Here is a 22,648-nt window from a genome sequence, read left to right as displayed (position 1 = left end):
CTAAAGAGATTTATACAGCGCGTCGATCAGCTTCATGGGTCTCGGATCGCCGATCAGGTAGGACGACTGCTTGTTCATGACATAGCCGGCCGACAGCTTGCGGTCGGGATCGGCCATGGCGCACGACCCGCCCCAGCCCGAATGGCCGAGCGCCCGGTCGTTCGGCCCGTAGATATGGATGCCGCGGTTGCGTAAGAATCCCGCCGCCCACGACAGCTTGTACGGCAGCACGCGGTCCTGGCCGTAGACGCGTTCGCGCGTCGCCTGGCCAAGCGTCGTCACCGACAGGATGCGATCCTTGCCGAAATAGCCGCCCGACGCGATGATGCCCATGAACTGCGCCAGCGCCAGCGCCGTACCGTGCGTATTGGCCGACGGAATCTCCATGCGCCGCCAGTCGCCCGAACCGCGCCCGCCGGGCGCCGATCCCTTGTCGAGAAAAGCCGACTGCTTGATCTTGTCGATCGTGCCGAGATCCGGCGCCGACATCGGCTTTTGCATCGTCGCGATGCGGCCCTCTTCGGAATCGGGCGTGCCGATCATCAGGTCGAGGCCGTACTTTTTCGCGAAGTCCTCACGCAGCGCCGTGCCCAGCGACCGGCCGTCGACGCGGCGGAACACCTCGCCCAGCATGTAGCCGCCGGTGATGGGGTGGTACCCCGAGCCCTGGCCCGGCGTCCACAACGGCGCCTGCTTCGCCAGGGCGGCAAGCGTCGCCTGGACGTCGAACCAGATCGACGGGTCCTGCGCCGGCGCGAAGCCCGGCAGGCCGCCCTGGTGCGAGATCAGCTGGCCGAGCGTGATGCGCGACTTGCCGTTTTCGCCGAATTCCGGCCAGTAATGCGCCACCGGCACTTCGTAATCGAGTTTCCCGGCATCGACCAGGCGCGCGATCAGCGTCGCCATCACCGCCTTGCCGGTCGAAAAGATCGGGGTCAGGGTATTGTCGTCGAACGGCTTCTGGCCTTCACGGTCGGCCGACCCGCCCCAGATATCGAGTACGGTTTCACCGCCCACGACGACCGAGAAGCGCGCACCGCGCTCACCGCCTCCGGCGAAATTCTCGGCGAAGGCGTCCTTTACCTTCGCGAACCTGTCGGGACAAATACCGCTGATGTCGACCATGATGCGCTCCTGCCCTTCGTCTTTAGTGGCTGAGCGCAGGATGGTAAAGGGGGCTAAACGCCGTCGGCCTCAAACCCGGCGGCACGGTGACTGCCGTCGCAGAACGGCTTGCTTTTCGAGTGCCCGCAACGGCACAGGACGGCGCCTTCGACGCGTTTGACAACGCGGCCGGTGCCGGCGCAGATTTCGAGATTTCCCGTAACGCGAAGCGGTCCGTTGCGCTGAGGATCGACGGCCAGCGGCCCATTGCGTTCACTCAGCGGGTCGAGGCTGATCGTCTCGGGCTCACCCGAGGCGGCAAAGCCGGCATCGTGGTGCGAGCCGTCGCAATAGGGCTTGTTCTTAGACTGGCCGCAGCGGCAGAAGGTGGCGCGGTAGCCGATGAATTCGCCCGCCACCGTCATCGGGGCGTTGATGGCGTTGGGGCCGTTCTCACGAATGCGCATCATGTTGACCTCGGGCGCACACTCGTCGGCCCGGGTCTTGCCGCGATAGGCAATGGCACCAGATGGACAGTCGTGGGCGATCCGCACCAAAAGGTCGGCGTCACTTTCGTCCGGGTGCAGCCAGGGGCCCTCGACATTGGCGATAAAGGTCTTGGGTGCGCCGGTAACGCAGAAGCGCGAATGGACGCAGCGCTTCATGTCTACCACCAGGGTGATGTCCTGGCCTTCGACGATTTCCGGCGCCGAATTTGAACCTTGCGCGACGGCGTCGGCCTGGTTTTCGCTCTGCGAAGCCGTTGCTTCGGTCTTCAGCGATTCCGATTTCGCCGGCGCTTCGGGTTTATCTGAAGTGTCCACCTGTGCGTCCCCCTGAACGTTGAACTTTTCCAGTGCCTGGCCAAGATTGGCGTGAATGGTTTCAAGGCTCGACACGGCCCTGGCCACGCGCGGCGTCTGCTGAAGCGACTTGCCGCCCTGGGCGAGGTCTTGGATCCGCCCTTTCAGCACCTCGAAGACCGCCGGGAAGGCTTTCGGCGCCATCAGCGTGCGCAATGTCGCGAAGCTCAGGCCCGCATTGCAGTCGTCGCTATCGTTGGCTTTCAACCGCGCCAGTTCGCGCGCCAGCGGATCGAGGGCCATCATCATGTCGATCGCCGTATTGATCATCAGGCGCTTTTCGGTGACGTCGGTCGCAGCAAAGCCCTGCGCCAGGAAACGCAGCATGTGATTATAGACGGCGTTGCCGAGATCCAGCACCTGGCGCGCATCCTCGCGCTCGATCCATACGCGGTCTTCCGGGTTCTGGATCGGCTTGCGCATGACCGGGTTCGACGCCACCGGATGACCCGGTTTGAAGTCTGGATCGCGCGCCAGGATCGCGTCATAGGATTCGCGGATCTTGACGAAGCGCGCATAGTGACATCCGGCGCTGTTGTTCGACGCGCCTTCGCCCTGCTCGACGATGGTTTCAATGGCGCGGCAGGCCGAGGCAAGATCGGTGATCCGCACCAGACCGGTCAGGGTCAGGATGTTCGGACAGACCTGGAGCGCCGGATCGCCGCAGAACAGGGCCGGTTCCCCCATTTCGGCCGCCAGCTGCTTCAACGCGTCCTCGACCGACCGGTAGAGGTGACCGACCGTGCGATAGTCCTGCGCCGACGGCATCAGCCGGATGCCGCGCAAGCCCCGTGAATATGTCGGACGCTGATCGAAGCCCTGGCCGTCGGGCTCGTCGCTGCCTTCGGGGCGTTCCAGATAGATAAAGTGTTGCAGGGTGTCGCGATTGAACGGCGCCAGCCGCACCTGGAGGTCCGCCGGATGATAGCCGTTCGACACCGGAAAGTTCGGCCGGTGCAGATGCGCCACGCCGCCCAGCGCATTCATCAGGTTCGACACCAGGGTCAGGTGCGTCATCTCATCGATGGCGACATCGACGATGGCGCGCTGCCAGCCACGGATTTCCTTCTGGATTTCAGGATCAATGCCGTCGTCTGGCTCGGTCTTCAGCGACCAGGCGGCGTAGAGATAGCAGCACATAAGGTTATGCTCGATCTCGGCCGCCTCGCTCAACGTATCAAGCAACTGCTCGCGGTGGCGGATGATGATCGGCGGTTCTTCAGCGGCCATCAGGTATCGCTCCAGGAAGAAAGGGATTTTACGCGATACTGAAGAAACCTATAGCACCGGGCTTTTCCGTGCGTACAGGCCGCCGGATGGCCGGGTTGACGCCGGTCACGCAATCGTGTCGCGCAGCCAGGCTTCGTACTCTGTGCTGACCCACACGACCGGCTGGGCGAGAATCTCGGGCACATCGTAGCTGTGGTGTTTTTTCACCAGGGCTTCAATCGCCGCAAGTTTGTCCGCCACGGTCTTGGCGGTCAACATGATCTCGGCCGAGGTCTCGATCTCGCCCTGCCAGGCATAGGTGCTTGCGATGGGGTGCGTCTGCACGCACGCCGCAAGTCTGGCTTCGACCAGACGTCGCGCCAGCATTTGCGCCTCGGCGCCGGACCCGCAGGCAATGGAAACGGTGACGATATCGGCTGCCATGTCCCAGCATAACGATCACTTTATCGCCGCGCCAGCCTTGGCCGTTGACTTCGCGCAATCAGAACATATCATGAACATTTATGAAGCGCACTCTCAAAGAAAAGCTGGCCATCCTGTCCGACGCCGCCAAGTACGATGCCTCCTGCGCGTCGTCCGGCACGACAAAGCGCAATTCGGCGAAGTCGGGCGGGCTGGGATCGACCGAAGGGTCCGGCATCTGCCACGCCTATGCGCCAGATGGGCGGTGCATATCGCTGCTCAAGATCCTGATGACCAATGTTTGCATCTACGACTGCGCCTATTGCATCAACCGGTCGTCGTCGAATGTCGAGCGCGCGCGGTTCACGCCGGAAGAGGTCGAGTGGCTGACGCTCGAATTCTATCGCCGCAACTATATCGAAGGCCTGTTCCTGTCGTCGGGCATTATCCGCAATTCCGACTACACGATGGAGCAGATGGTGCGCATCGCCCGCGATCTGCGCATCGTGCACAATTTCCAGGGCTATATCCACCTCAAGACCATCCCGGAGGCGTCGGCCAAACTGATCGAGGAGGCCGGGCTGTTCGCCGACCGTTTGTCGATCAATATCGAACTCCCGACCGATGCCGGCGTCGAAAAATTCGCCCCGCAGAAACACCCGGCCAATATCCGCAAATCGATGGGCGAACTGAAGACGCACATCGATGCAGCGTCCGAACCGACCCTGCGGACAAAACAGCGCAAGCGTTTCGCCCCGGCCGGCCAAAGCACGCAGATGATTATCGGCGCCGATCCGGCGACAGACGCCACCATCCTCGGCACCAGCGCCGGACTATACGGCACCTATCAGCTCAGGCGCGTCTATTATTCGGCCTTTTCGCCCATTCCCGATGCGTCGTCCTTGCTGCCGCCGGCCAGGCCGCCGCTGATGCGCGAACACAGGCTTTACCAGGCCGACTGGCTCTATCGTTTCTATGGTTTTGGAATCGACGAGATCACCACGGCCCGGCCGGACGGTATGCTCGACCTCGAGGTCGATCCCAAGCTGGCCTGGGCGCTGGGCAACCGCGACCGCTTTCCCGTCGACATCAATACGGCCGAGCGCGAAATGCTGCTGCGCGTGCCGGGCTTCGGCGTGCGCACGGTCGATGCGCTCATTAACGGCCGCGCCCATACGCGCATGGGGCTCGATGATCTGAAACGCCTCAAGGTGTCGTTGAAAAAGGTCAAGCCGTTCATTGTCGCCGATGGCTGGACGCCGCTCAAGGTGCTCGACCGCGCCGACCTGCGCACCCTGTTCGCGCCCGAACCCCGGCAACTGAGCCTGCTATGAGGACGATGCGGTTGCGTGGCCGCGGCGACTTCGCGGAATGGCGTCTGGCGGCGCGACGATTGCTCAACGACGGCACTTCGCCGGAAGCCGTCACCTGGACGGCCGAAGACACCAGCGATCTGTTCGGATGCCTGGAGACGTCCGGTCCCGCGCCGACGCCCGCCACGATCACTGTCTCGAAAGCCTTTGCCGATCTGGCTGAAAGCATTATCTGCCATAGTGACCCGGCGCGCTTCGCCCTGGCCTACCGCCTGCTCTGGCGGCTGCAATCGGAACGCCACCTGCTGGAAATTGCCTCCGACACCGACGTCACCCGGGCGCGCATGATGGCCAAATCCGTGCACCGCGACGACCACAAGATGCGCGCTTTCGTCCGCTTCAAGGATATTGGAAATGAAGGCCCAAGACGGCGCTTTATGGCGTGGTTCGAGCCCGATCATTTCATCGTCGCGCGCGCCGCCCCTTTCTTTCAGCGCCGGTTCAACGATATGGACTGGATCATCGCCACGCCGAAGGGCACGGCCGCCTGGAACGGCGAAACCCTGACCACCGACGACGAACCCGCCGCGAAACCGGCCTTAAGCGACCATGCTGACACCCTGTGGCGCACCTACTACTGCCATATTTTCAACCCCGCTCGGCTCAAGGTGAAGGCCATGCAGACCCACATGCCGAAAAAGTACTGGAAGAACCTGCCCGAAGCGGCGCTTATTCCGGACCTGATCGCGGAGGCCACGGCGCGGACCGACCAAATGATCGCCAACCGCAATCGCGATCAAGTTGCCGGCAGGCGGTTGCGATAGAACGGCTCCTGTAACGCTTAAGGAGACAGGGTGAGCTTACTGCGCAGGATCGTCTGGTTCATCGAAGGCCATCTGAACCGCAATATCGGCCTCGGCGACATCGCCCGGACCGCCGGCATCAGCCGGTTTCACGCCACGCGTCTGTTCGGCGCGATGACCGGCCAGCCGCTGATGGCCTATGTCAGGGCACGACGGTTAAGCGAAGCCGCGAAGGTGCTGATGGGCGGGGCGGACATCCTCGATACCGCGCTCGGCGCCGGCTACGGATCGCACGAAGCCTTTTCGCGTGCCTTCCGCGCCCAGTTCGGCCTGTCTCCCAAGACGCTGCGTGACCCGGCCATCGGCCGAACCCTTAACCTGACGGAGCCCTTCCCCGTGACCGACACCCATTCTCTTCCCGACCAGACGCCCCGCAAGGTGAGCGCCCCCGCCCTCAGCTTCATCGGCATCAGCGGACATTATTCCACCCGCGACGTTTCCGGCATTCCCGGACAATGGCAGCGGTTCCGTCCCCATATCGGTCATGTCGACGGCCAGAAGGGCCGCGTGACCTATGGCATCTCCTACAATTTCGCCGGCAAGGATGAGTTCGACTACATGTCCGCCGTCGAGGTCCAGCCGGGCAGCGCGGCGCCCGACGGCCTCACGACCTTGACGACCCCCGCCAACACCTATGCCGTCTTCACCCACGAAGGCCATGTCTCCGGCGTCTTGGATACGTGGCGGCACATCTACGACCGCTGGCTGCCGGCGTCCGGCCTGCGCATGGCGCACGCCGCCAGCTTCGAGCGCATGGACGAGCGCTTCGATGGCAAGACCGGTAATGGTATTGTCGAAATCTGGATTCCGGTGTTGTAACAAAAAACGGCGCTTCCTGTGCGGAAGCGCCGTTTTCTTTTCGATGCGGACGACCGCTTTTAATAGCGATAGTGGTCCGGCTTGAACGGTCCGTCGACCGAGACGCCGATATAGTTGGCCTGTTCGGAATTGAGCCTGGTCAGCCTGGCGCCCAGTTTTTCGAGGTGCAGCAGGGCGACCTTTTCGTCCAGGTGCTTCGGCAGGGTGTAGACCTTGTGCTCGTACTTGCCGCCATTGGTCCACAGCTCGATCTGGGCGAGCGTCTGGTTGGTGAACGAGGCCGACATGACGAAGCTGGGGTGGCCGGTGGCGTTGCCCAGGTTGACCAGGCGGCCTTCCGACAGGACGATAATCTTCTTGCCGTCCGGGAATTCGACGTGGTGGACCTGCGGCTTGATCTCGTCCCACTTGAAGTTACGCAGCGACGCGATCTGAATTTCCGAGTCGAAGTGACCGATATTGCAGACGATGGCGTTGTGCTTCATCTCGCGCATGTGTTCCAGACGCAGCACGTCCTTGTTGCCGGTGCAGGTGACGAAGATATCGCCGGCCGCGGCGACTTCTTCCACGGTGCGGACCTCATAGCCTTCCATGGCGGCCTGAAGCGCGCAGATCGGGTCGATTTCGGTGACGATGACGCGGGCGCCGCCGTTGCGGAGCGAAGCCGCCGAGCCCTTGCCGACGTCGCCATAGCCCAGGACGACCGCGACCTTGCCGGCCAGCATGACGTCGGTGGCGCGGCGGATGGCGTCGACCAGGCTTTCGCGGCAGCCATAGAGGTTGTCGAACTTGGACTTGGTGACGCTGTCATTGACGTTGATCGCCGGGAAGGGGAGGTCGCCCTTTTGCGCCATGGCGTATAGACGGTGCACGCCCGTCGTCGTTTCTTCCGACACGCCCTTGATGGCGTCGCGGATCGCCGAATAGAAGCCCGGCTTTTCCTTGAGGTAGCGCTTCATCACGGCGTACAACGCTTCTTCTTCCTCGTTGGTCGGGTTGTTGAGGATCGACGGATCCTTTTCGGCCTTGGGGCCGAGCACGCACAGCAAGGTGGCGTCGCCGCCGTCGTCGAGGATCAGGTTGGGATAACCTCCGTCGTGCCATTCGAAGATACGGTGGGCGTAGTCCCAGTATTCTTCCAGCGTCTCGCCCTTCAGCGCGAAGACCGGCGTGCCGCGTTCGGCGATGGCGGCTGCAGCGTGGTCCTGGGTCGAGAAGATGTTGCACGATGCCCAGCGCACTTCGGCGCCCAGGGCCTGCAGCGTTTCGATCAGCACGGCCGTCTGGATCGTCATGTGCAGCGAACCGGCGATGCGCGCGCCCTTCAGCGGCTTGTCCTTGCCGAATTCGGCGCGCGTCGCCATCAGGCCCGGCATTTCACCTTCGGCGATGTCGATTTCCTTGCGGCCCCAGGCGGCGAGGCTCAAATCTCTGACGATGAAGTCCTGGGTATCGGGCATGGGTCTATTCCGGTTGCAATTGCGATGACCGGCTTATACCGGCTTGGCCGACACCATGCAATAAAGATATAAAGATATCTTTATATGAATTGAGATCGTGCGCCTCGGCGTCATTCGTGCTAATGGCCGCCGCGTATGGATGATAAGACGATAAGCAAATTCCTCAGCCTGGTTCTGCGTCACCAGCCCGAGACGATAGGATTGATGCTCGACGAAGCCGGCTGGACCGATCTTTCCGAACTGGTTGAGAAGACCCGCGCCCACGGCAAGGCGATCACCGAAGACGACGTGCGCCGCATTGCCGCCAATTGCGAAAAGCAGCGCTTCAGCTTTTCACCCGACGGCCTGCGCATTCGTGCCGCCCAGGGTCATTCCGTCACCGTCGAGCTTGGCCTGAAGGCCGTTACTCCGCCCGATATCTTGTTCCACGGCACCGCCACACGCTTCGCCGACGCCATCCGCACCGAGGGCCTGAAGCCGCAGGCGCGCCAGCAGGTTCATCTGTCGGGCGACGAGGAGACGGCGCTCAAGGTCGGGCAGCGCCACGGCAAGCCGATCATTTTCCGCGTCGCCGCCGGTCGCATGCAAGCCGAAGGCTTTGCCTTCTTCCAGGCCGACAACGGCGTCTGGCTGACCGATACCGTTCCCCCGCAATTTCTCGAAACGCTATAAGCCCTTGCGTATCGGCCCGCGACCATGAGATAGCGGACCTGAGGAGACTACCATGGCCGACACTTCGCAACCGATCGCAACCGTGCGCACCGACTGGACCAAGGGCGAAATCGCCGCCCTGTTCGACCTGCCCTTCATGGAGCTGGTCTTCCAGGCCGCCAGCGTGCACCGCCGCCATTTCGATCCCAGCGAAGTCCAGTTGTCGCAGTTGCTGTCGGTCAAGACCGGCGGCTGCGCGGAAAACTGCGGCTACTGCTCGCAGTCCTCGCACTTCGACACAGGGCTGAAGGCGTCGAAGCTGATGCCCGTCGACGAGGTGCTGTCGGCGGCACAGGCGGCCAAGGACGGCGGCGCGCAGCGTTTCTGCATGGGCGCGGCGTGGCGCGACCTCAAGGACCGCGACCTGCCGGCGTTGGAAGCGATGATTTCGGGCGTCAAGGCGATGGGCATGGAGACCTGCGCCACGCTCGGCATGCTGCGTCCCGACCAAGCCGAACAGCTGAAGGCGGCCGGCCTCGACTATTACAATCACAACCTCGACACCTCGCCGGAATATTACGACAAGGTCGTCACCACCCGCACCTACCAGGAGCGCCTCGACACCCTTCAAGCCGTGGCCGACGCCGGCATGAAAACGTGCTGCGGCGGCATTATGGGCCTGGGCGAAACCCGCGCCGACCGCGTGTCCTTCCTGCACCAGCTGGCGACGCTGCCGCGCCATCCCGACAGCCTGCCGATCAACAACCTGGTCGCCGTCACCGGCACGCCGCTGGGCGAAAAAGCGCAAGCCGAAGGCGGGATTTCCGGCATCGAATTCGTGCGCACGGTCGCCGTGGCGCGCATCGTCTGCCCGAAATCGATGGTCCGCCTGTCGGCCGGCCGCACCGAGATGAGCGAAGAACTTCAGGCGCTCTGCTTCCTCGCCGGCGCCAATTCGGTCTTCGTCGGCAACCAGCTTCTGACCACGCCCAACCCGGAACGCGGCACCGATGCCCACCTGATGGCCGAACTGGGCCTGAAGCCGATGTCGGCGGAAGCGCTCGCCTAAAAAATTCATCTTTCCGGCGATTGGCGCAGGCGTGGCGACCGTGGTACGGGTGCGTCATGAACAAGCCTATGAAAACCAAGGCCGCACCGGCGGCCAATAACGGCCCCTTAAGTGCGGCCGACGCTGTCAAGACGCTGTCCTCGCTGTTCAACGCCTCGGTGACAGCGTTGCAGGAAGACCTCCAGGCCTATCTCAAGGACCGCACGCGTCCGTCGCCCGAAAAGCGCGCCGCCGGCCGCTACTGCTACCCCAAGCTGACCGTCGTGTGGCAGGGCGTACAGGAACCCGAGGACGATACCGCCGTCTTCACACCGCGTCACCCTCAGGTAAACCGCGCCTATGCCCGCTTTTCGCGCCCCGGCTCCTATTCCAGCTCGATTACGCGCCCCGATATGTTCGGCGCATACATTCAGGAACAACTGGAACTCCTGGTTCGCGACTACGGCGCCGAATGCTTCGTCAGCCCGTCCGACCAGGAAATCCCCTACCCCTATGTGCTCGACGGCGCGGGCCTGGATCTCAACTCGGTGTCGGCGCTGGACCTGACGCGGCACTTTCCGGCGACGGAACTGGCGCTGATCGGCAACGAGGTCGCCGATGGCCTCGAACTGGTCGATGACGAAGGCAATATGCCGCTGGCCCTGTTCGACGGCCTGCGCACCGACTTCTCGTTGCAGCGCCTGAAGCACTATACCGGAACGCCGGCCGAGCATACGCAAAGCTATATTCTGATGACGAACTACAATCGCTATGTCGATGTGTTCGTTACTTACGCTCTGGAACAGTTGAAGAAGCCCGACAGCCCCTATACGGCCCTGTCGTGCTGCGGCAACTTCCTGATCACCAAGGACACGCCCAATCCGGACGAACTGATCGCCAATTCGCCGTGGCGCAAGCACCAGATGCCGGCCTATCACCTGTTGGCCGAGGGCCGCCAGGGCATCAGCCTGGTCAATATCGGCGTCGGGCCGTCGAACGCCAAGAACATCACCGACCACCTGGCGGTCATGCGCCCGCACGTCTGGCTGATGATCGGCCACTGCGGCGGCCTGCGCCCGTCGCAGAGCATCGGCGACTATGTGCTGGCCCACGCCTATTTGCGTGACGATCACGTGCTTGACGACGTCCTGCCGCGTGAGATTCCGATTCCGCCCATCGCCGAGGTCCAGCAGGCCCTGCACCAGGCCGCCGTGCGCATCACCGGCGAAGACGGCGACGCGCTGAAAAAGCGCCTGCGCACCGGCACGGTCGTCACCACCGACGACCGCAACTGGGAACTGCGCTATACCTTGAGTTCCTTGCGGTTTTCGCAGTCGCGCGCCGTCGCCATCGACATGGAAAGCGCCACGCTGGCCGCCCAGGGCTACCGCTTCCGCGTGCCCTACGGCACGTTGTTGTGCGTGTCGGACAAGCCGCTGCACGGCGAGCTCAAGCTGCCGGGCCAGGCCAACCATTTCTACGAGCGCGCAATCCGCGAACACATCGATATCGGCATCGAGACGGTGGGGATCCTGCGCGATTTCGGCTCGCGCCTGCATTCGCGCAAGCTCAGGGCGTTCGACGAGCCCCCGTTCCGATGATTTTGACTGGGCTGGGAGGTTCGGTCAAAAAAGGAGCGGGATGCAGATACGCATACCGCTCCAAGGGACAATCAATGGACCTCCATCCATAGGGTTTCGATTGCTGCGTTCGGCCTGGCGAATGCCTTGAATGCGGCAGTGAAATCCTGATATCAGTGTGCGCTCCAGCCCGCCCACAATCGAATCAAGTTGCTGTGAATGTTGCCGTTTTCGGCTCACATCCCGTTTATCCACACCCGCGAAATGCCACGGGGCGAAGGGCTGTTTGCTCGCCTTTCCGGATGGTTCGAGCACACGGGCGCGGCCGCCCTGATCTCCGGCGGCGAGCATGCGCGCTTCAGCTACCTGATGGCCGAACCGGCCGCCGAAACAGAGCTTCCCTACACCGATGCGCGCGAGGCCGCGGCGGTCCTGGCCGAAGCGACGGCCTTCGTCCGGCCGCAGGATCACCGCGACGACCTGCCGCCCTTCACCGGCGGCGTGATCGGATTGGCGGGGTTCGAACTGGGCTTGCGCCTGGAAAGCCTGAAGCGCCGGCCCTTCCGCATCGAAGGCCGCGGCGCCTGGCCTGAACTGGTGGTGCGTCTCTACCCCGCCGTGCTCGCCTTCGACCACGAAACCGGACGGCTGGTCGCAATCGGACGCGGCGCAAATGAAGATGACGCCCGGACAGCCTGCGAGCGCCTCATCGCGCTTTACGAAGCCACGCCCGAAACAAGACCGCTGCAAGGTCCCCTGGCCGACGGCAAGCTGCGGCTCGAGACCCCCGACGACGTGCATGAGGACAAGGTCGCGGCCGTCGTGCGCCAGATCCACGCCGGCGACCTGTTCCAGGCCAATCTGGCGCGTGGCTGGACCGGGCGGCTGAAGGCAGGCGTCACGCCCGGCGATATTGCGGCAGCCCTCCACGCCAGGGGCCCGGCGCCCTTCGGCGCCATGCTGCGCCTGGGCGAACGCGCCATCGTGTCCAACAGCCCGGAACGCTTTATCCGTCTCGATGCCAGCGGCCACATGGAAACCGGGCCGATCAAGGGCACGCGCCCGCGCGGGCCAACGCCGGAAGACGATGCGCGCCTTGCGGCCGAACTGCTGGCCAGCGCCAAGGACCGCGCCGAAAACCTGATGATCGTCGATCTGATGCGCCACGACCTGTCGCGCGTTGCGGACATCGGCAGCGTCGCCGTGCCGCGGCTGAACGGCCTTGAGACCTATGCCAATGTCCATCACCTGGTGTCGACCGTGACGGCGCAGCTGGCGCAAGGCCGGACGGCAGCCGATGTGCTGACGGCATCCTTCCCGCCAGGCTCGATCAGCGGCGCGCCCAAGGTCCAGGCCATGAAGGTGATCGCGGAAATGGAGGCGGCGCGCGGCCCCTATTGCGGGTCGCTGTTCTTTATCGATGCGGGCGGCGCGATGGATTCGAGCGTGCTGATCCGGACACTGGCCTTCGAACGCGACGACAGCCGGGTCTGGCAGTTCCGCGCGGCAGCCGGCGGCGGCATCGTCGCCGACAGCGATCCGCGCGACGAGCGCATCGAGACGGAGACGAAACTGTCCTTGATACGATCGGTGCTCGAAGGGCACTAACGCCATAAGTCCTGAAGGCGCGAACCGGGCCGACGATTCGGCGTTAGGACGCTTCCAGGTGCGGCGAGCCCGCGCGGCGCTTGAGCGCCCTTAGTTCGTATTCGTAACCGCCTGGCCGTTGCGCGGATGGTGGTAGAAGGTGTCCGTGAACTTCGACGTGCCAGGCAGGAAGTTGCCGATCGGCGAGGTGTAGTCGTATTCGACTTCGGTCATCATCAGGCTTTCGCCGGACGCGATCTGCGAGGTCGAGATCGTGGTGATGACGGCATTCGCCGTATAGGGCGTCATGTTCTGGGCCTGGCTCCAGTTCACCCGGGCCTTGCTGTCGCTGCCCATGGTGACCGAGGTCAGCCGCATCTTGAGAATGGTGCCGGTGTCGAACGGCTGCATCATGCTGGTGGCGATCGCCCACAGGTCGGTGATGTTGGCGTTGGTCAGGTTTTCCGACTGGGCCGCCAGGTCGCCGATGGTCGCCGCCAGGTGAGACGTGCGGCGCGATGCCATCATGCCCAGGGTCAGCTCGGCCAGAGCCAGGTAGATCATGATCAGGATCGGGGCGATCAGCGCGAATTCGACGGCGGACACGCCGCGGCGGTCATCGACGAAGCTGCGAAGCCGGACCATATTTGCGAGGCGGCGAAGAATTCCCATTGGTCCCCCCTCCTTAAAACGGCTCGTTGCGGAAGACGACCTTGGACGAAATCACGGCATCCTTGTTGCCGAGCGTCGACAGGCCGGCCTGGAGCAGCGGCGTGAACAGCGGCCATTCGTAATAGGCGCGCACCAGCTGGATTTTGGAACCGGCGCCGATATTGTACGAGAAGTTGGCCGTATCGAACTGGCCGTTCTTGATCAGGTCGGCGGTCGGCACCTGGGCGAAGCTATCATAGGTCTGGACGTCGACGTGCAGGCTGGACGGACAGGTCGCCGCCAGCCAGCCCATATTGTCGCAGACCTTCTGGGTAAAGCTCGCCGCCGTGGAATTGCTCTGGGTCATGAGGCCCGTGCGGACCTGGCGGGCGGTAATATCGGTGGCGTGGTCGAGTGTCACCGACAGCACGATGATCATGGCCAGCTCGAAACAGGCCAGCAGCATGAAGATCAGCGGAAAGGCGACCAGCGCGAATTCGACGGCGACGGCGCCCTTGCGGTCACCCGTAAAGCGGCGTTGAAGTCGCGCGATATCGAAGATGCGGCGTCCGGCCTGCATGGCTTTCCCTTCAGGAAATATGCAGCGACCTTACAGGTTCAGCCTCAATAGTCCGTTAATCGGACGCCATTTTTCCGCCAGGGCGGCGTCGAGGCAAGACCGGATATTATTGCGTCACGGCTGCGGCGGGCGCGCCGACAGCCCCGCCCAGCGACAGCGACGGCGCGGACGACGGCGCCTGCGACGTATTGTTGTCGCCGACATCCTGGGCCACGCAGACGTTCGAGCACACCATCAGGCTGGGCTTGAGACCTTTATATACGGTGATGGCGCCCTGTTGCACGCCGCTGACCACGACCTCGCCGTCGAACAGCGGTCTGCCGTCGCGGCCGGTGATGCTGACGGCGCTGTTGCCGAAGCCCTTGCCCAATATATAGACGGTGCGCGAGTCGACGACGTTGACATCGGCAATGTCGGGATTGCCGACGATGACCGAACCGGCCGGCGCCGACAGCGTGACGCGCATCACATGGTTCTTCTCGACGACGACGCGCTGCCCGGCGAAGGCCTGGGGCGCGGCGAAACTGACGGCAGCTATGGCGGCGGCCAGCACAGCCTTGCGGAAAGTGATCGTACGAAAACCGGTCATGAAGGCCATCCGTCTTTTCTGGCGTCTTTATAGAGTCTGGCGCGCATCCGCGCACCGATACCCCCAAAGCCTAGACAGCCAGACATGAGGGCGGCGTTAGGAAAGAGGGTAAAGAAGATTTCTTTAAAAATGCTGAATGAAATACTAAGAGAAAAATTCCTCAATTCATTCAAAATTGATGTTGGATAATTCAAATTAACCTTAATTCAAATTAAATATAAACATCGATTAACTATAGAAAAATCTGACGAATACACAAACATTTACTTCGTTTTAATCATTCGTCGCTAAATTGGTCTCGTGTTCGGGAGCAAACCTGCCCAGTAGCTGGTCCCACCCGATACCAGACGACTATGGTTTGCTTTAGCAATATGTTCCAGGAGATCCACATGACCAAGTTCATCACCCGCTTTGCCAAGAACGAATCCGGCGCGACCGCCATTGAATATGGCCTGATCGCCGCCCTGATCGCCGTCGCCCTGATCTCGATCCTGACGACGCTCGGTTCGAACCTGTCGGGCACCTTCAACAAGGTCGCCGCCAAGGTTCAGTAATCCGCGCAAGCGGCCGGCGCCCGGGTTTCCGGGCGCAGGACATCCAGATCCGACTGGGCCGCAGACTTATCCTGTCTGCGGCCCTTTTACTTCCGGGGATACCCATTCATGCTGCGCAGGTTTCTGAAGGACGAGAGCGGTGCCACCGTCATCGAGTACGCCCTCATCTGCGCGCTCGTCTTTCTCGCCGTCGTGACGGCGCTCTACAGCTACCGCGACTCCATGGCCACCATGTTCGGCCGTATCGGCACCGCCGTCACCGGAGCAACCGGCAGTTAACCCTGTCCTGCTATAGAGACTTGAAACCTCTGGTCCGAAGGACATTATCGTGCTGATCCCTCTCCTCTTCGCCCTTGTCTACCCCGCCTGCCTGCTGTGGGCCGCGAAGACCGATATCGAAAGCATGACCATCTCCAACCGCCTGACCCTGGGCCTGGCCGCCGCCTTCCTGCCGGCCGCCCTGCTGCTGGGCCTGAGCCCCGAGCAATGGGGCGTGCATCTGGGCCTGGCCTTCATCGGCCTGATCGCCGGCATGGTCCTGTTTGCCCTGCGCGTCATGGGCGGCGGCGACGCCAAGCTGATCGCCGCGACCCTCATCTGGCTCGGCGGCGACGGCGCCCTGGCCTTCCTGATCTATACGGCCCTGGCCGGCGGCGCCCTGACGCTGGGCCTGCTGTGGGCGCGCCGCACCGTCGGGCAGTTCGCCTCCGCCCTGCCCGTCCCGATCGGCCAGCACCTCGAAGCCAAGGCCGACATCCCCTACGGTGTCGCCATCTGCGCCGGCGGCCTGCTGGCCATTTCGCACAGCGACCTTCTGCCCCTGCTGCATCTGTAATCGGATACCGCCGGCAAGGGCGTCATCATGCCACGCTGTGAGAAAAAAAAAGAAGATCCCCGTTCTTTAGGCGGACGTTAACTAACCTTAAGCCAACATCCGCCGACTTTCTCTCGAACCGCGCCTGCAAAACGGCGGCGCGGACCTTCAAGGACCAGGTGGATGAAGACGTCACGATACGTCGTTTTAGGCATAGCGGCGATTGCCGGCATCCTGCTGTTTTTCCTCGTACGCGGCCTGATCTCGGGCAAGGCGACGACGTCCGCGACCGCGACCGTTACGGCGGCGGCCCCGCCCGTCGCCATGGCGCACGTCCTGGTCGCCGCCCGCCCCATCAAGGCCGGCACGCATCTTTCCGAAGACGACCTCAGCTGGCAGGACTGGCCAGCCAGCACGGTCAACGCCGCCTACATCACAGACAAGTCCGGTCCTGCGCCCGCGCCTGGCGCAGCCGCTTCGGGTTCCGAAGAAGCCGCCGCCAAGATCGTCAAGACCGGCCAGACCGTCGCCGGCAATGTCCAGCGCATGATCGGACCGGGCGCCAAGGCTGCCTATATCGGCGGCGTCGCCCGTGAAGACCTCCAGGCCGGCGAGCCCATCCTCGACGCCAAGATCGTCCGCGCCGACGCCGGCGGCTTCATGGCCGTCATGCTCAATCCGGGCATGCGCGCCATCGCCGTGCCGGTCAGCGTCGACAATACGGCCGGCGGCTTCATCCTGCCGGGCGACCACGTCGACATCCTGGTCACGCACCAGATCCCGCGCGCCGGCGGCGGCGGCAATATCGACAGCGTCCAGCCCGTCCTGCGCAACATCCGCGTCCTGGCCATCGACCAGCAGGTCAAGAGCGAGAACGACAAGCCCAACATGATCGGCGCCACCGCCACGCTGGAAGTCACCGCCACTGACGGCCAGGCCCTGGTCCTGGCCAAGGCGTCCGGCACCCTCTCCCTGCTGCTGCGCTCCTATGCCGACCTGCAGGGCCCTTCCGGTGTCGTCAGCGCGACGCCCGCCGGCGACATTCAATCGAGCGTCCGCGTATTCCGCAACGGTCAGACCTCGGAGGTCCTGGTATCGCGATGACCCCCCGCACCGTCCCGACTTATAAAGGCAGCCGCCTTCATATCTTAACCATGAGCGCCGCGATGCTGTTCGCGGCCTCAGCCGTGTCCGCCGCACCGCAGCCCTACCTGCCGTCGCCGTCGGCCATGCGCGTCACGACACAGACGGCGCCCGTCAAGACCCAGGTCCTGAACCTGGCCAAGGGCCGCTCGGCGGTGATCGACCTGCCCGCCGACGCCAGCGATGTCTTCGTGTCGAACCCCGCCGTCGCCGACGCCGTGCTGCGCACGCCGCGCCGCATCTTCGTGCTGGGCGTCGCGCCCGGCCAGTCCGACGCCATCTTCTTTGACGGCATGGGCCGCCAGATCCTGAACCTGTCGGTCCGCGTCGAAGCGGCCACCGACAATGTCGCCGACGCGGTCCACCGCCTGTTCCCCGACAGCCACGTCGAGATCCAGAGCCTGAACGGCCACATCGTCCTGTCGGGCATGGCCCGGAATGCCGGCGAGGCCGACGAGATCGCCCGCCTGGCCCAGACCTATGTCGACAAACCCGAAAACGTCCTGAACCTCATCAGCATCGCCGGCAAGGACCAGGTGACGCTGAAGGTGCGGATCGTCGAGGTCAACCGCAACACCATCAAGCAGCTCGGCTTCGACAAGTCAGCCCTGATCGGCCAGGTCGGCGGCGTCCAGTACAGCCTGGCGCAGTCGCCGACCTACGGCGTCAACAACAAGCTACTCGGCGGCGTCACCGGCGGCTACTCGGTCGACACGACCCAGCAGCCGGAACTGGCCACGACCTGCAGCGACGGCAGCACCGGCTGTTACGTCGTCGTCCACGGCCCGACCGACGCCTCGAACTACAAGACGGCGATGTCACGTGCCTCCATCGGCTCGGACGGCCTCAACAAGGCCACCGCCATGATCCAGGCCTTCGAGCAGGTCGGCCTTGTGCGCACCTTGGCCGAACCCAACCTGACGGCCGTGTCGGGCGAATCGGCCCGCTTCCTGGCGGGCGGTGAATTCCCCGTGCCGGTCGGCCAGGACAACCAGGGCCGCGTCACCGTCGAATTCAAGCCCTTCGGCGTCGGCCTGGGCTTCACGCCGGTCGTCACCTCAAGCGGCCGCATCTCGCTCAAGGTCTCGACCGAAGTGTCGGAACTGACCAATGTCGGCGCCCTGGCGCTCAATTCGACCCTGACCATTCCCGGCCTGACGGTCCGCCGCGCCGAAACCAGCGTCGAGATGCAGTCGGGTTCGTCGCTGATGATCGCGGGCCTGCTGCAATCCAAGTACAAGCAGGCCATCGGCTCGCTGCCGGGCCTGACCACCCTGCCCGTGCTCGGCACCCTGTTCCGCTCGCGCGACTTCCTGAACGACGAGACCGAAATGGTCGTCATCGTCACGCCGTACATCGTCGCCCCGACCAGCCCGAACGCCCTGCAGACGCCCGCGGACAACCTGGACCCGGCCAACGACCTGACGACCGTGTTCATGGGCAACCTCAACAAGGTGATCCACAAGCCCGTCGACGGCCAGGCGCCGCCCCCCGCCGCGCCCTACCAGGCGCCCATCGGCTACGTGATCGAGTAGGAAACGCCATGACTTTCCAGAATCCTCTTCGTATCCGCACCGGCCTGACGCTCGCCGCCTGCGCCAGCCTGCTGGCTCTGGCCGCCTGCGCCTCGATGCCGCAATCTGAAAAGACCGCCCAGACGCCGGACCCGGTCCTGCCGACCGAGCAGTATCCGCTGCGCGCCGACGCCCAGACCGACGACGTCAACCTGCGCGTCAATCCGAACGGCCTGTCCGAAAACCAGCGCCGGGCGCTCGACCGCCTGGCCAGCCGCGCCAGCTGGACCAATGGCGAGCCCGTCAGCCTCGACGTCGTCACCGGCGGCAGCCCCACGGCGGTCGCCGCCGGGCGCGCCGTCAGCGCCTATCTGATGGGCCACGACGTGTCGGACGACGACCTGTCGGTGTCCAGCCGCCGCGAACAGCCCGACGACGTGATCAGCATCCACGTCACGACCTACAGCAGCCACCTCTACGGCTGCAACAAGACGTGGGAAAACCTGTCGGCGACGCGCGACAACAAGCCGTACAAGAATTTCGGCTGCGCCATCAATTCGAACCTCGCCGCCCAGATCGCCGATCCGCGCGACATCGATTCGCCCGCGCCGACCGCGCCCGCCGACGCCGCGCGCAAGTCCGTCGTTCTGGACAAGTACCGCAAGGGTGAAAAGACGTCGTCCGAAAGCGACGACAACGCCAAGGGCAATGTCTCAGAGGCGATCAAGTAGGTACAGGTCATGCCCAATCCCGCAAAGCATAACGATCCCTTCGACAGCTTCGACGATCTCGACGACGAGTTCGTCACGGACTATTCGCCGCTCAAGGTCGATCACGGCGCGCCCGTGCACGACCTGGGCGAACCGGCCACGCCGGAGATAGATCCGGCGCTGGAAAGTCCTTACGAGACGCCGATCGGCCGCGACCCGTTCGCCGACGATTATGACGCGCCGGCCCCCGAAGCGCGCATGAGCGCCTTCGCCAGCACGCCGGCGGCGTCCCCGGCCTATGCCATGGGCGACGACGACATCGGCGCGATTTCGATCCCGCGCATCGGCATCCACTTCTTCCCGGATTCCGAGGAGACGTTGCAGGCGGCCGATACGGCGGCGCTGGACCGCCGCATGACGCGCGCCCAGTGCATGGTCAAGCGCGGCGGCATCTTCGAGGCCATCGACACCTATCGCAACGAGCCGACCCCGTCGCTGATCTTCGTGGAGACCAGCGCGCGCGGCCGCGACATGCTGGACCAGCTGGCCCAGCTGGCCGAGGTCTGCGACGCCGCCACCAAGGTCGTCGTCATCGGCGCGCACAACGACATCTCGCTGTACCGCGAGCTGATCCGCCAGGGCGTCAGCGAATACATGGTCGGCCCGATCCAGCCGCTGCAGCTGATCAAGACCGTCGCCTCGCTGTTTAACGACCCGGAAACGCCGTTCGTCGGCCGCGCCATCGCCTTTGTCGGCGCGCGCGGCGGCGCGGGCTCCTCGTCGATCGCCCACAACTTCGCCTATAACCTGGCCGAGGCCATGCAGGCCAACACGGTCATCGTCGACTACGACCTGCCCTTCGGCACCGCCGGCCTCGACTTCAACCAGGATCCGCTCCAAGGCCTGGCCGATGCGCTGAACGAGCCTGAGCGCGTCGACGCCGTGCTGCTCGACCGCATGCTGACCAAGTGCTCGGACCGCCTGTCGCTGTTCTCGGCGCCGGCGACGCTCGACCAGGACTACCTGGCCGAAACCGACGCCTTCGAGGACGTGACGCGTAAGGTGCGCTCGGTCGCGCCGTTCATCGTCATGGACCTGCCGCACGTCTGGACGCCGTGGCTGAAGCGCAGCCTGATCACCGCCGACGACGTGGTCATCGTGGCGACGCCGGACCTGGCGTCCTTACGCAACGCCAAGAACATCATCGACCTGCTGAAGGGCGCGCGCCCCAACGACTCCGCGCCCAAGCTGGTGCTGAACCAGATGGAGGTCCCGGGCCGTCCGGAAATCGCCGTCAAGGACTTCACCGCAGCGCTCGGCATCGAGCCCAGCTGCCTGATCCCGTTCGATCCCAAGCTGTTCGGCCAGGCGTCGAACAACGGCCAGATGATCGCCGAGATCGGCCAGGGCGGCAAGGTCGCCGACAGCCTGAACCAGCTGACGGCCGCCATCACGGGCCGCACGCCCGAGATCAAGGCCAAGCCGTCCTTCCTGTCCAAACTCTTCAAGAAGTGAGCTGACCGCCCGTGTTTGGCAAACGTCCGACGGATTCCGACAGTAACCGCGCCGCCCCCCAGGCGCCGCGGCCCGCGTCCGCGGCTGTCGCCGCCGCGCGTGACGCCGCCCGTGGCGAGGCCGCGTCCCGGCCCCAGGCCCTGTCGGCGCCGCCGCCCGCATCGGCCGCCGCCGACACGGCCACACGCCCCGATGCCGCGCGCCGCACCGAGACGGTCGGCGGCAACGTGCCCCTGCCGGAGCTTGCCAACGAAAAGCGCGTCGGCCAGCAAGGCGCCGCGCCCGGACAGCCTGCCGCAGCCCCCGGGACCAAGGCCAAGCTGGCCGCCGGCCTGGAACAGATGCACAAGGCTCAGGCGATCACCGAGATCGTCCGCGAGCAGTCCGACTACTACCACGCCACCAAGACCGCGATCTTCAACGCGCTGCTGAACACGATCGACCTGTCGCAGCTGGCGCAGCTCGACCACAAGGCGGCGTCCGAGGAAATCCGCGACATCGTCGCCGAACTGGTCGCCATCAAGAACGTATCGATGTCGGTGGCCGAGCAGGACAGCCTGGTCCAGGACATCATCAACGACGTCCTCGGCTACGGTCCGCTGGAACCGCTGCTGGCGCGCGACGACATAGCCGACATCATGGTCAACGGCGCCCAGCGCGTCTTCATCGAAGTCGGCGGCAAGGTCCAGCTGACCAATGTGCGCTTCCGCGACAACCAGCAGCTGATGAACATCTGCCAGCGCATCGTCAGCCAGGTCGGCCGCCGCGTCGACGAAGCATCGCCGATCTGCGACGCCCGCTTGCCGGACGGTTCGCGCGTCAACGTCATCACGCCGCCGCTGGCGCTGGATGGCCCGACGCTCACCATCCGGAAGTTCAAGAAGGACAAGCTGACCATGCGCAACCTGGTGGAGTTCGGCTCCATCAGCCCGGAAGGGGCGCGTGTCCTGGGTGTCATCGGCGCGTCGCGCTGTAACGTCCTGATCTCAGGCGGTACCGGTTCGGGCAAGACGACCCTGCTCAATACGCTGACCGCCTTCATCGACCCGACCGAACGCGTCGTGACCTGCGAAGACGCCGCCGAACTTCAGCTGCAGCAGCCGCACGTCGTGCGCCTGGAAACGCGTCCGCCCAACCTCGAAGGCCAGGGCATGATCACCATGCGCGACCTGGTCAAGAACTGTCTGCGGATGCGCCCCGAACGCATCATCGTCGGCGAAGTCCGGGGCCCGGAGGCGTTCGACCTCCTCCAGGCCATGAACACCGGCCACGACGGCTCGATGGGCACGCTCCACGCCAACAGCCCGCGCGAAGCCGTGTCGCGTCTCGAATCGATGATCACCATGGGCGGCTACGGCCTGCCGTCGCGCACCATCCGCGAAATGATCGTCGGCTCGATCGACCTGATCGTCCAGGCCGCCCGCCTGCGCGACGGTTCGCGCCGCATCACCCACATCACCGAGGTGCTGGGCCTGGAAGGCGACGTCATCGTCACCCAGGACCTGTTCCTCTACGAGATCGAGGGCGAGAACAAGGAAGGCAAGATCATCGGCCGCCACCGTTCGACCGGCATCGGCCGCCCGCGCTTCTGGGACCGCGCCAAGTATTACGGCCTCGAGCGCGAGCTCGCCGAGGCTTTGGACGCATCGGAGTAGTTG

22 protein-coding genes are annotated in these 22,648 nt (G+C 64.1%); 15 read left to right on the top strand and 7 right to left on the bottom strand.

Features of this window, described 5'->3' with window-relative positions; genetic code table 11:
* The 3 genes from AB8717_RS01080 to cutA form a co-directional block, all read right to left on the bottom strand.
* Window positions 1–1,125, bottom strand: a complete 1,125-nt coding sequence (locus tag AB8717_RS01080) for a serine hydrolase domain-containing protein (RefSeq protein ID WP_443749179.1) — start codon at window positions 1,123–1,125, stop codon at window positions 1–3.
* 53 nt (window positions 1,126–1,178) lie between these two features.
* Window positions 1,179–3,197 carry a ferritin-like domain-containing protein gene (locus tag AB8717_RS01075; RefSeq protein ID WP_443749178.1) on the bottom strand — a complete coding sequence of 673 codons (2,019 nt, stop codon included), beginning with the start codon at window positions 3,195–3,197 and terminating at the stop codon, window positions 1,179–1,181.
* A 105-nt stretch (window positions 3,198–3,302) separates the two neighbouring features.
* Complete coding sequence (gene cutA / locus AB8717_RS01070; protein ID WP_443749177.1) at window positions 3,303–3,563, bottom strand: divalent-cation tolerance protein CutA; 261 nt, start codon at window positions 3,561–3,563, stop codon at window positions 3,303–3,305.
* A 137-nt stretch (window positions 3,564–3,700) separates the two neighbouring features.
* On the opposite strand from cutA, the gene AB8717_RS01065 reads away from it, so the two are divergent.
* Genes AB8717_RS01065 through AB8717_RS01055 form a run of 3 tightly spaced genes read left to right on the top strand, consistent with a single transcriptional unit; the run spans window position 3,701 to window position 6,594 of the window.
* Window positions 3,701–4,933 (top strand): putative DNA modification/repair radical SAM protein, encoded by a 1,233-nt coding sequence (locus AB8717_RS01065; RefSeq protein WP_443749176.1) that lies wholly within the window; start codon window positions 3,701–3,703, stop codon window positions 4,931–4,933.
* Window positions 4,930–5,736: a TIGR03915 family putative DNA repair protein gene (locus tag AB8717_RS01060; protein WP_443749175.1), complete on the top strand. Its 807-nt coding sequence runs from the start codon at window positions 4,930–4,932 to the stop codon at window positions 5,734–5,736. The genes AB8717_RS01065 and AB8717_RS01060 overlap by 4 nt, the downstream gene beginning before the upstream one ends.
* Before the next feature lie 30 nt (window positions 5,737–5,766).
* Window positions 5,767–6,594 carry an AraC family transcriptional regulator gene (locus AB8717_RS01055; protein ID WP_443749174.1) on the top strand — a complete coding sequence of 276 codons (828 nt, stop codon included), beginning with the start codon at window positions 5,767–5,769 and terminating at the stop codon, window positions 6,592–6,594.
* Between the two features lie 59 nt (window positions 6,595–6,653).
* Here the strand turns inward: AB8717_RS01055 and ahcY are convergent, their stop codons facing one another.
* A complete protein-coding gene (gene ahcY, locus AB8717_RS01050) occupies window positions 6,654–8,054 on the bottom strand; it encodes an adenosylhomocysteinase (RefSeq protein ID WP_443749173.1) in 1,401 nt (466 codons plus the stop codon).
* 135 nt (window positions 8,055–8,189) lie between these two features.
* Here ahcY and AB8717_RS01045 point away from each other — a divergent pair, with 135 nt between their 5' ends.
* The 4 genes from AB8717_RS01045 (at window position 8,190) to AB8717_RS01030 (ending at window position 12,941) form a co-directional block, all read left to right on the top strand.
* A complete protein-coding gene (locus AB8717_RS01045) occupies window positions 8,190–8,726 on the top strand; it encodes an RNA 2'-phosphotransferase (protein ID WP_443749172.1) in 537 nt (178 codons plus the stop codon).
* Between the two features lie 52 nt (window positions 8,727–8,778).
* A complete protein-coding gene (bioB, locus tag AB8717_RS01040) occupies window positions 8,779–9,774 on the top strand; it encodes a biotin synthase BioB (protein WP_443749171.1) in 996 nt (331 codons plus the stop codon).
* Between the two features lie 68 nt (window positions 9,775–9,842).
* Window positions 9,843–11,354: an AMP nucleosidase gene (locus AB8717_RS01035; RefSeq protein WP_443750836.1), complete on the top strand. Its 1,512-nt coding sequence runs from the start codon at window positions 9,843–9,845 to the stop codon at window positions 11,352–11,354.
* A gap of 243 nt (window positions 11,355–11,597) precedes the next feature.
* Complete coding sequence (locus AB8717_RS01030) at window positions 11,598–12,941, top strand: anthranilate synthase component I family protein (protein WP_443749170.1); 1,344 nt, start codon at window positions 11,598–11,600, stop codon at window positions 12,939–12,941.
* A gap of 90 nt (window positions 12,942–13,031) precedes the next feature.
* On the opposite strand, the gene AB8717_RS01025 is transcribed toward AB8717_RS01030, so the two are convergent.
* The 3 genes from AB8717_RS01025 to AB8717_RS01015 form a co-directional block, all read right to left on the bottom strand.
* Window positions 13,032–13,592 (bottom strand): TadE/TadG family type IV pilus assembly protein, encoded by a 561-nt coding sequence (locus AB8717_RS01025; RefSeq protein WP_443749169.1) that lies wholly within the window; start codon window positions 13,590–13,592, stop codon window positions 13,032–13,034.
* Window positions 13,593–13,605: 13 nt separating this feature from the next.
* The gene (locus AB8717_RS01020; protein ID WP_443749168.1) at window positions 13,606–14,151 is read right to left on the bottom strand and encodes a TadE/TadG family type IV pilus assembly protein; all 546 of its coding nucleotides are present in this window, start codon (window positions 14,149–14,151) and stop codon (window positions 13,606–13,608) included.
* 106 nt (window positions 14,152–14,257) lie between these two features.
* A complete protein-coding gene (locus AB8717_RS01015) occupies window positions 14,258–14,740 on the bottom strand; it encodes a pilus assembly protein N-terminal domain-containing protein (protein ID WP_443749167.1) in 483 nt (160 codons plus the stop codon).
* A 389-nt stretch (window positions 14,741–15,129) separates the two neighbouring features.
* Between AB8717_RS01015 and AB8717_RS01010 the strand changes: the two genes are divergently transcribed.
* The 8 genes from AB8717_RS01010 to AB8717_RS00975 all read left to right on the top strand — a co-directional run bounded on the left by AB8717_RS01010 (window position 15,130) and on the right by AB8717_RS00975 (window position 22,645).
* The gene (locus AB8717_RS01010) at window positions 15,130–15,294 is read left to right on the top strand and encodes a Flp family type IVb pilin (protein WP_443749166.1); all 165 of its coding nucleotides are present in this window, start codon (window positions 15,130–15,132) and stop codon (window positions 15,292–15,294) included.
* 108 nt (window positions 15,295–15,402) lie between these two features.
* On the top strand, window positions 15,403–15,573 hold the full coding sequence (locus AB8717_RS01005) for a Flp family type IVb pilin (RefSeq protein ID WP_443749165.1): 171 nt from the start codon (window positions 15,403–15,405) through the stop codon (window positions 15,571–15,573).
* A gap of 49 nt (window positions 15,574–15,622) precedes the next feature.
* Window positions 15,623–16,129, top strand: coding sequence for an A24 family peptidase (locus tag AB8717_RS01000; RefSeq protein WP_443749164.1), 507 nt, complete (start codon window positions 15,623–15,625; stop codon window positions 16,127–16,129).
* A gap of 162 nt (window positions 16,130–16,291) precedes the next feature.
* Window positions 16,292–17,212 carry a Flp pilus assembly protein CpaB gene (gene cpaB, locus AB8717_RS00995; protein ID WP_443749163.1) on the top strand — a complete coding sequence of 307 codons (921 nt, stop codon included), beginning with the start codon at window positions 16,292–16,294 and terminating at the stop codon, window positions 17,210–17,212.
* Between the two features lie 50 nt (window positions 17,213–17,262).
* On the top strand, window positions 17,263–18,786 hold the full coding sequence (locus tag AB8717_RS00990) for a type II and III secretion system protein family protein (protein WP_443749162.1): 1,524 nt from the start codon (window positions 17,263–17,265) through the stop codon (window positions 18,784–18,786).
* A gap of 8 nt (window positions 18,787–18,794) precedes the next feature.
* The gene (locus AB8717_RS00985) at window positions 18,795–19,496 is read left to right on the top strand and encodes a CpaD family pilus assembly protein (RefSeq protein WP_443749161.1); all 702 of its coding nucleotides are present in this window, start codon (window positions 18,795–18,797) and stop codon (window positions 19,494–19,496) included.
* Between the two features lie 9 nt (window positions 19,497–19,505).
* On the top strand, window positions 19,506–20,990 hold the full coding sequence (locus AB8717_RS00980) for an AAA family ATPase (RefSeq protein WP_443749160.1): 1,485 nt from the start codon (window positions 19,506–19,508) through the stop codon (window positions 20,988–20,990).
* Between the two features lie 140 nt (window positions 20,991–21,130).
* Window positions 21,131–22,645 (top strand): CpaF family protein, encoded by a 1,515-nt coding sequence (locus tag AB8717_RS00975; protein WP_443750835.1) that lies wholly within the window; start codon window positions 21,131–21,133, stop codon window positions 22,643–22,645.
* Window positions 22,646–22,648: the final 3 nt, after the last annotated feature.

Source organism: Asticcacaulis solisilvae (genome assembly GCF_052327315.1).
GTDB lineage: Bacteria > Pseudomonadota > Alphaproteobacteria > Caulobacterales > Caulobacteraceae > Asticcacaulis > Asticcacaulis solisilvae_B.
This window is presented reverse-complemented; position numbering and strand designations above follow the sequence as displayed.

Excerpts from the sequence above, each read along its gene's own strand:
- AB8717_RS01080 (WP_443749179.1), bottom strand. The coding sequence starts at position 1,125 with ATGGTCGACATCAGCGGTATTTGTCCCGACAGGTTCGCGAAGGTAAAG.
- AB8717_RS01075 (WP_443749178.1), bottom strand. The coding sequence starts at position 3,197 with ATGGCCGCTGAAGAACCGCCGATCATCATCCGCCACCGCGAGCAGTTG.
- cutA (WP_443749177.1), bottom strand. The coding sequence starts at position 3,563 with ATGCTGGCGCGACGTCTGGTCGAAGCCAGACTTGCGGCGTGCGTGCAG.
- AB8717_RS01065 (WP_443749176.1), top strand. The coding sequence starts at position 3,701 with ATGAAGCGCACTCTCAAAGAAAAGCTGGCCATCCTGTCCGACGCCGCC.
- AB8717_RS01060 (WP_443749175.1), top strand. The coding sequence starts at position 4,930 with ATGAGGACGATGCGGTTGCGTGGCCGCGGCGACTTCGCGGAATGGCGT.
- ahcY (WP_443749173.1), bottom strand. The coding sequence starts at position 8,054 with ATGCCCGATACCCAGGACTTCATCGTCAGAGATTTGAGCCTCGCCGCC.
- AB8717_RS01045 (WP_443749172.1), top strand. The coding sequence starts at position 8,190 with ATGGATGATAAGACGATAAGCAAATTCCTCAGCCTGGTTCTGCGTCAC.
- bioB (WP_443749171.1), top strand. The coding sequence starts at position 8,779 with ATGGCCGACACTTCGCAACCGATCGCAACCGTGCGCACCGACTGGACC.
- AB8717_RS01035 (WP_443750836.1), top strand. The coding sequence starts at position 9,843 with ATGAAAACCAAGGCCGCACCGGCGGCCAATAACGGCCCCTTAAGTGCG.
- AB8717_RS01030 (WP_443749170.1), top strand. The coding sequence starts at position 11,598 with ATGCCACGGGGCGAAGGGCTGTTTGCTCGCCTTTCCGGATGGTTCGAG.
- AB8717_RS01025 (WP_443749169.1), bottom strand. The coding sequence starts at position 13,592 with ATGGGAATTCTTCGCCGCCTCGCAAATATGGTCCGGCTTCGCAGCTTC.
- AB8717_RS01020 (WP_443749168.1), bottom strand. The coding sequence starts at position 14,151 with ATGCAGGCCGGACGCCGCATCTTCGATATCGCGCGACTTCAACGCCGC.
- AB8717_RS01015 (WP_443749167.1), bottom strand. The coding sequence starts at position 14,740 with ATGACCGGTTTTCGTACGATCACTTTCCGCAAGGCTGTGCTGGCCGCC.
- AB8717_RS01010 (WP_443749166.1), top strand. The coding sequence starts at position 15,130 with ATGACCAAGTTCATCACCCGCTTTGCCAAGAACGAATCCGGCGCGACC.
- AB8717_RS01005 (WP_443749165.1), top strand. The coding sequence starts at position 15,403 with ATGCTGCGCAGGTTTCTGAAGGACGAGAGCGGTGCCACCGTCATCGAG.
- cpaB (WP_443749163.1), top strand. The coding sequence starts at position 16,292 with ATGAAGACGTCACGATACGTCGTTTTAGGCATAGCGGCGATTGCCGGC.
- AB8717_RS00990 (WP_443749162.1), top strand. The coding sequence starts at position 17,263 with ATGAGCGCCGCGATGCTGTTCGCGGCCTCAGCCGTGTCCGCCGCACCG.
- AB8717_RS00985 (WP_443749161.1), top strand. The coding sequence starts at position 18,795 with ATGACTTTCCAGAATCCTCTTCGTATCCGCACCGGCCTGACGCTCGCC.
- AB8717_RS00980 (WP_443749160.1), top strand. The coding sequence starts at position 19,506 with ATGCCCAATCCCGCAAAGCATAACGATCCCTTCGACAGCTTCGACGAT.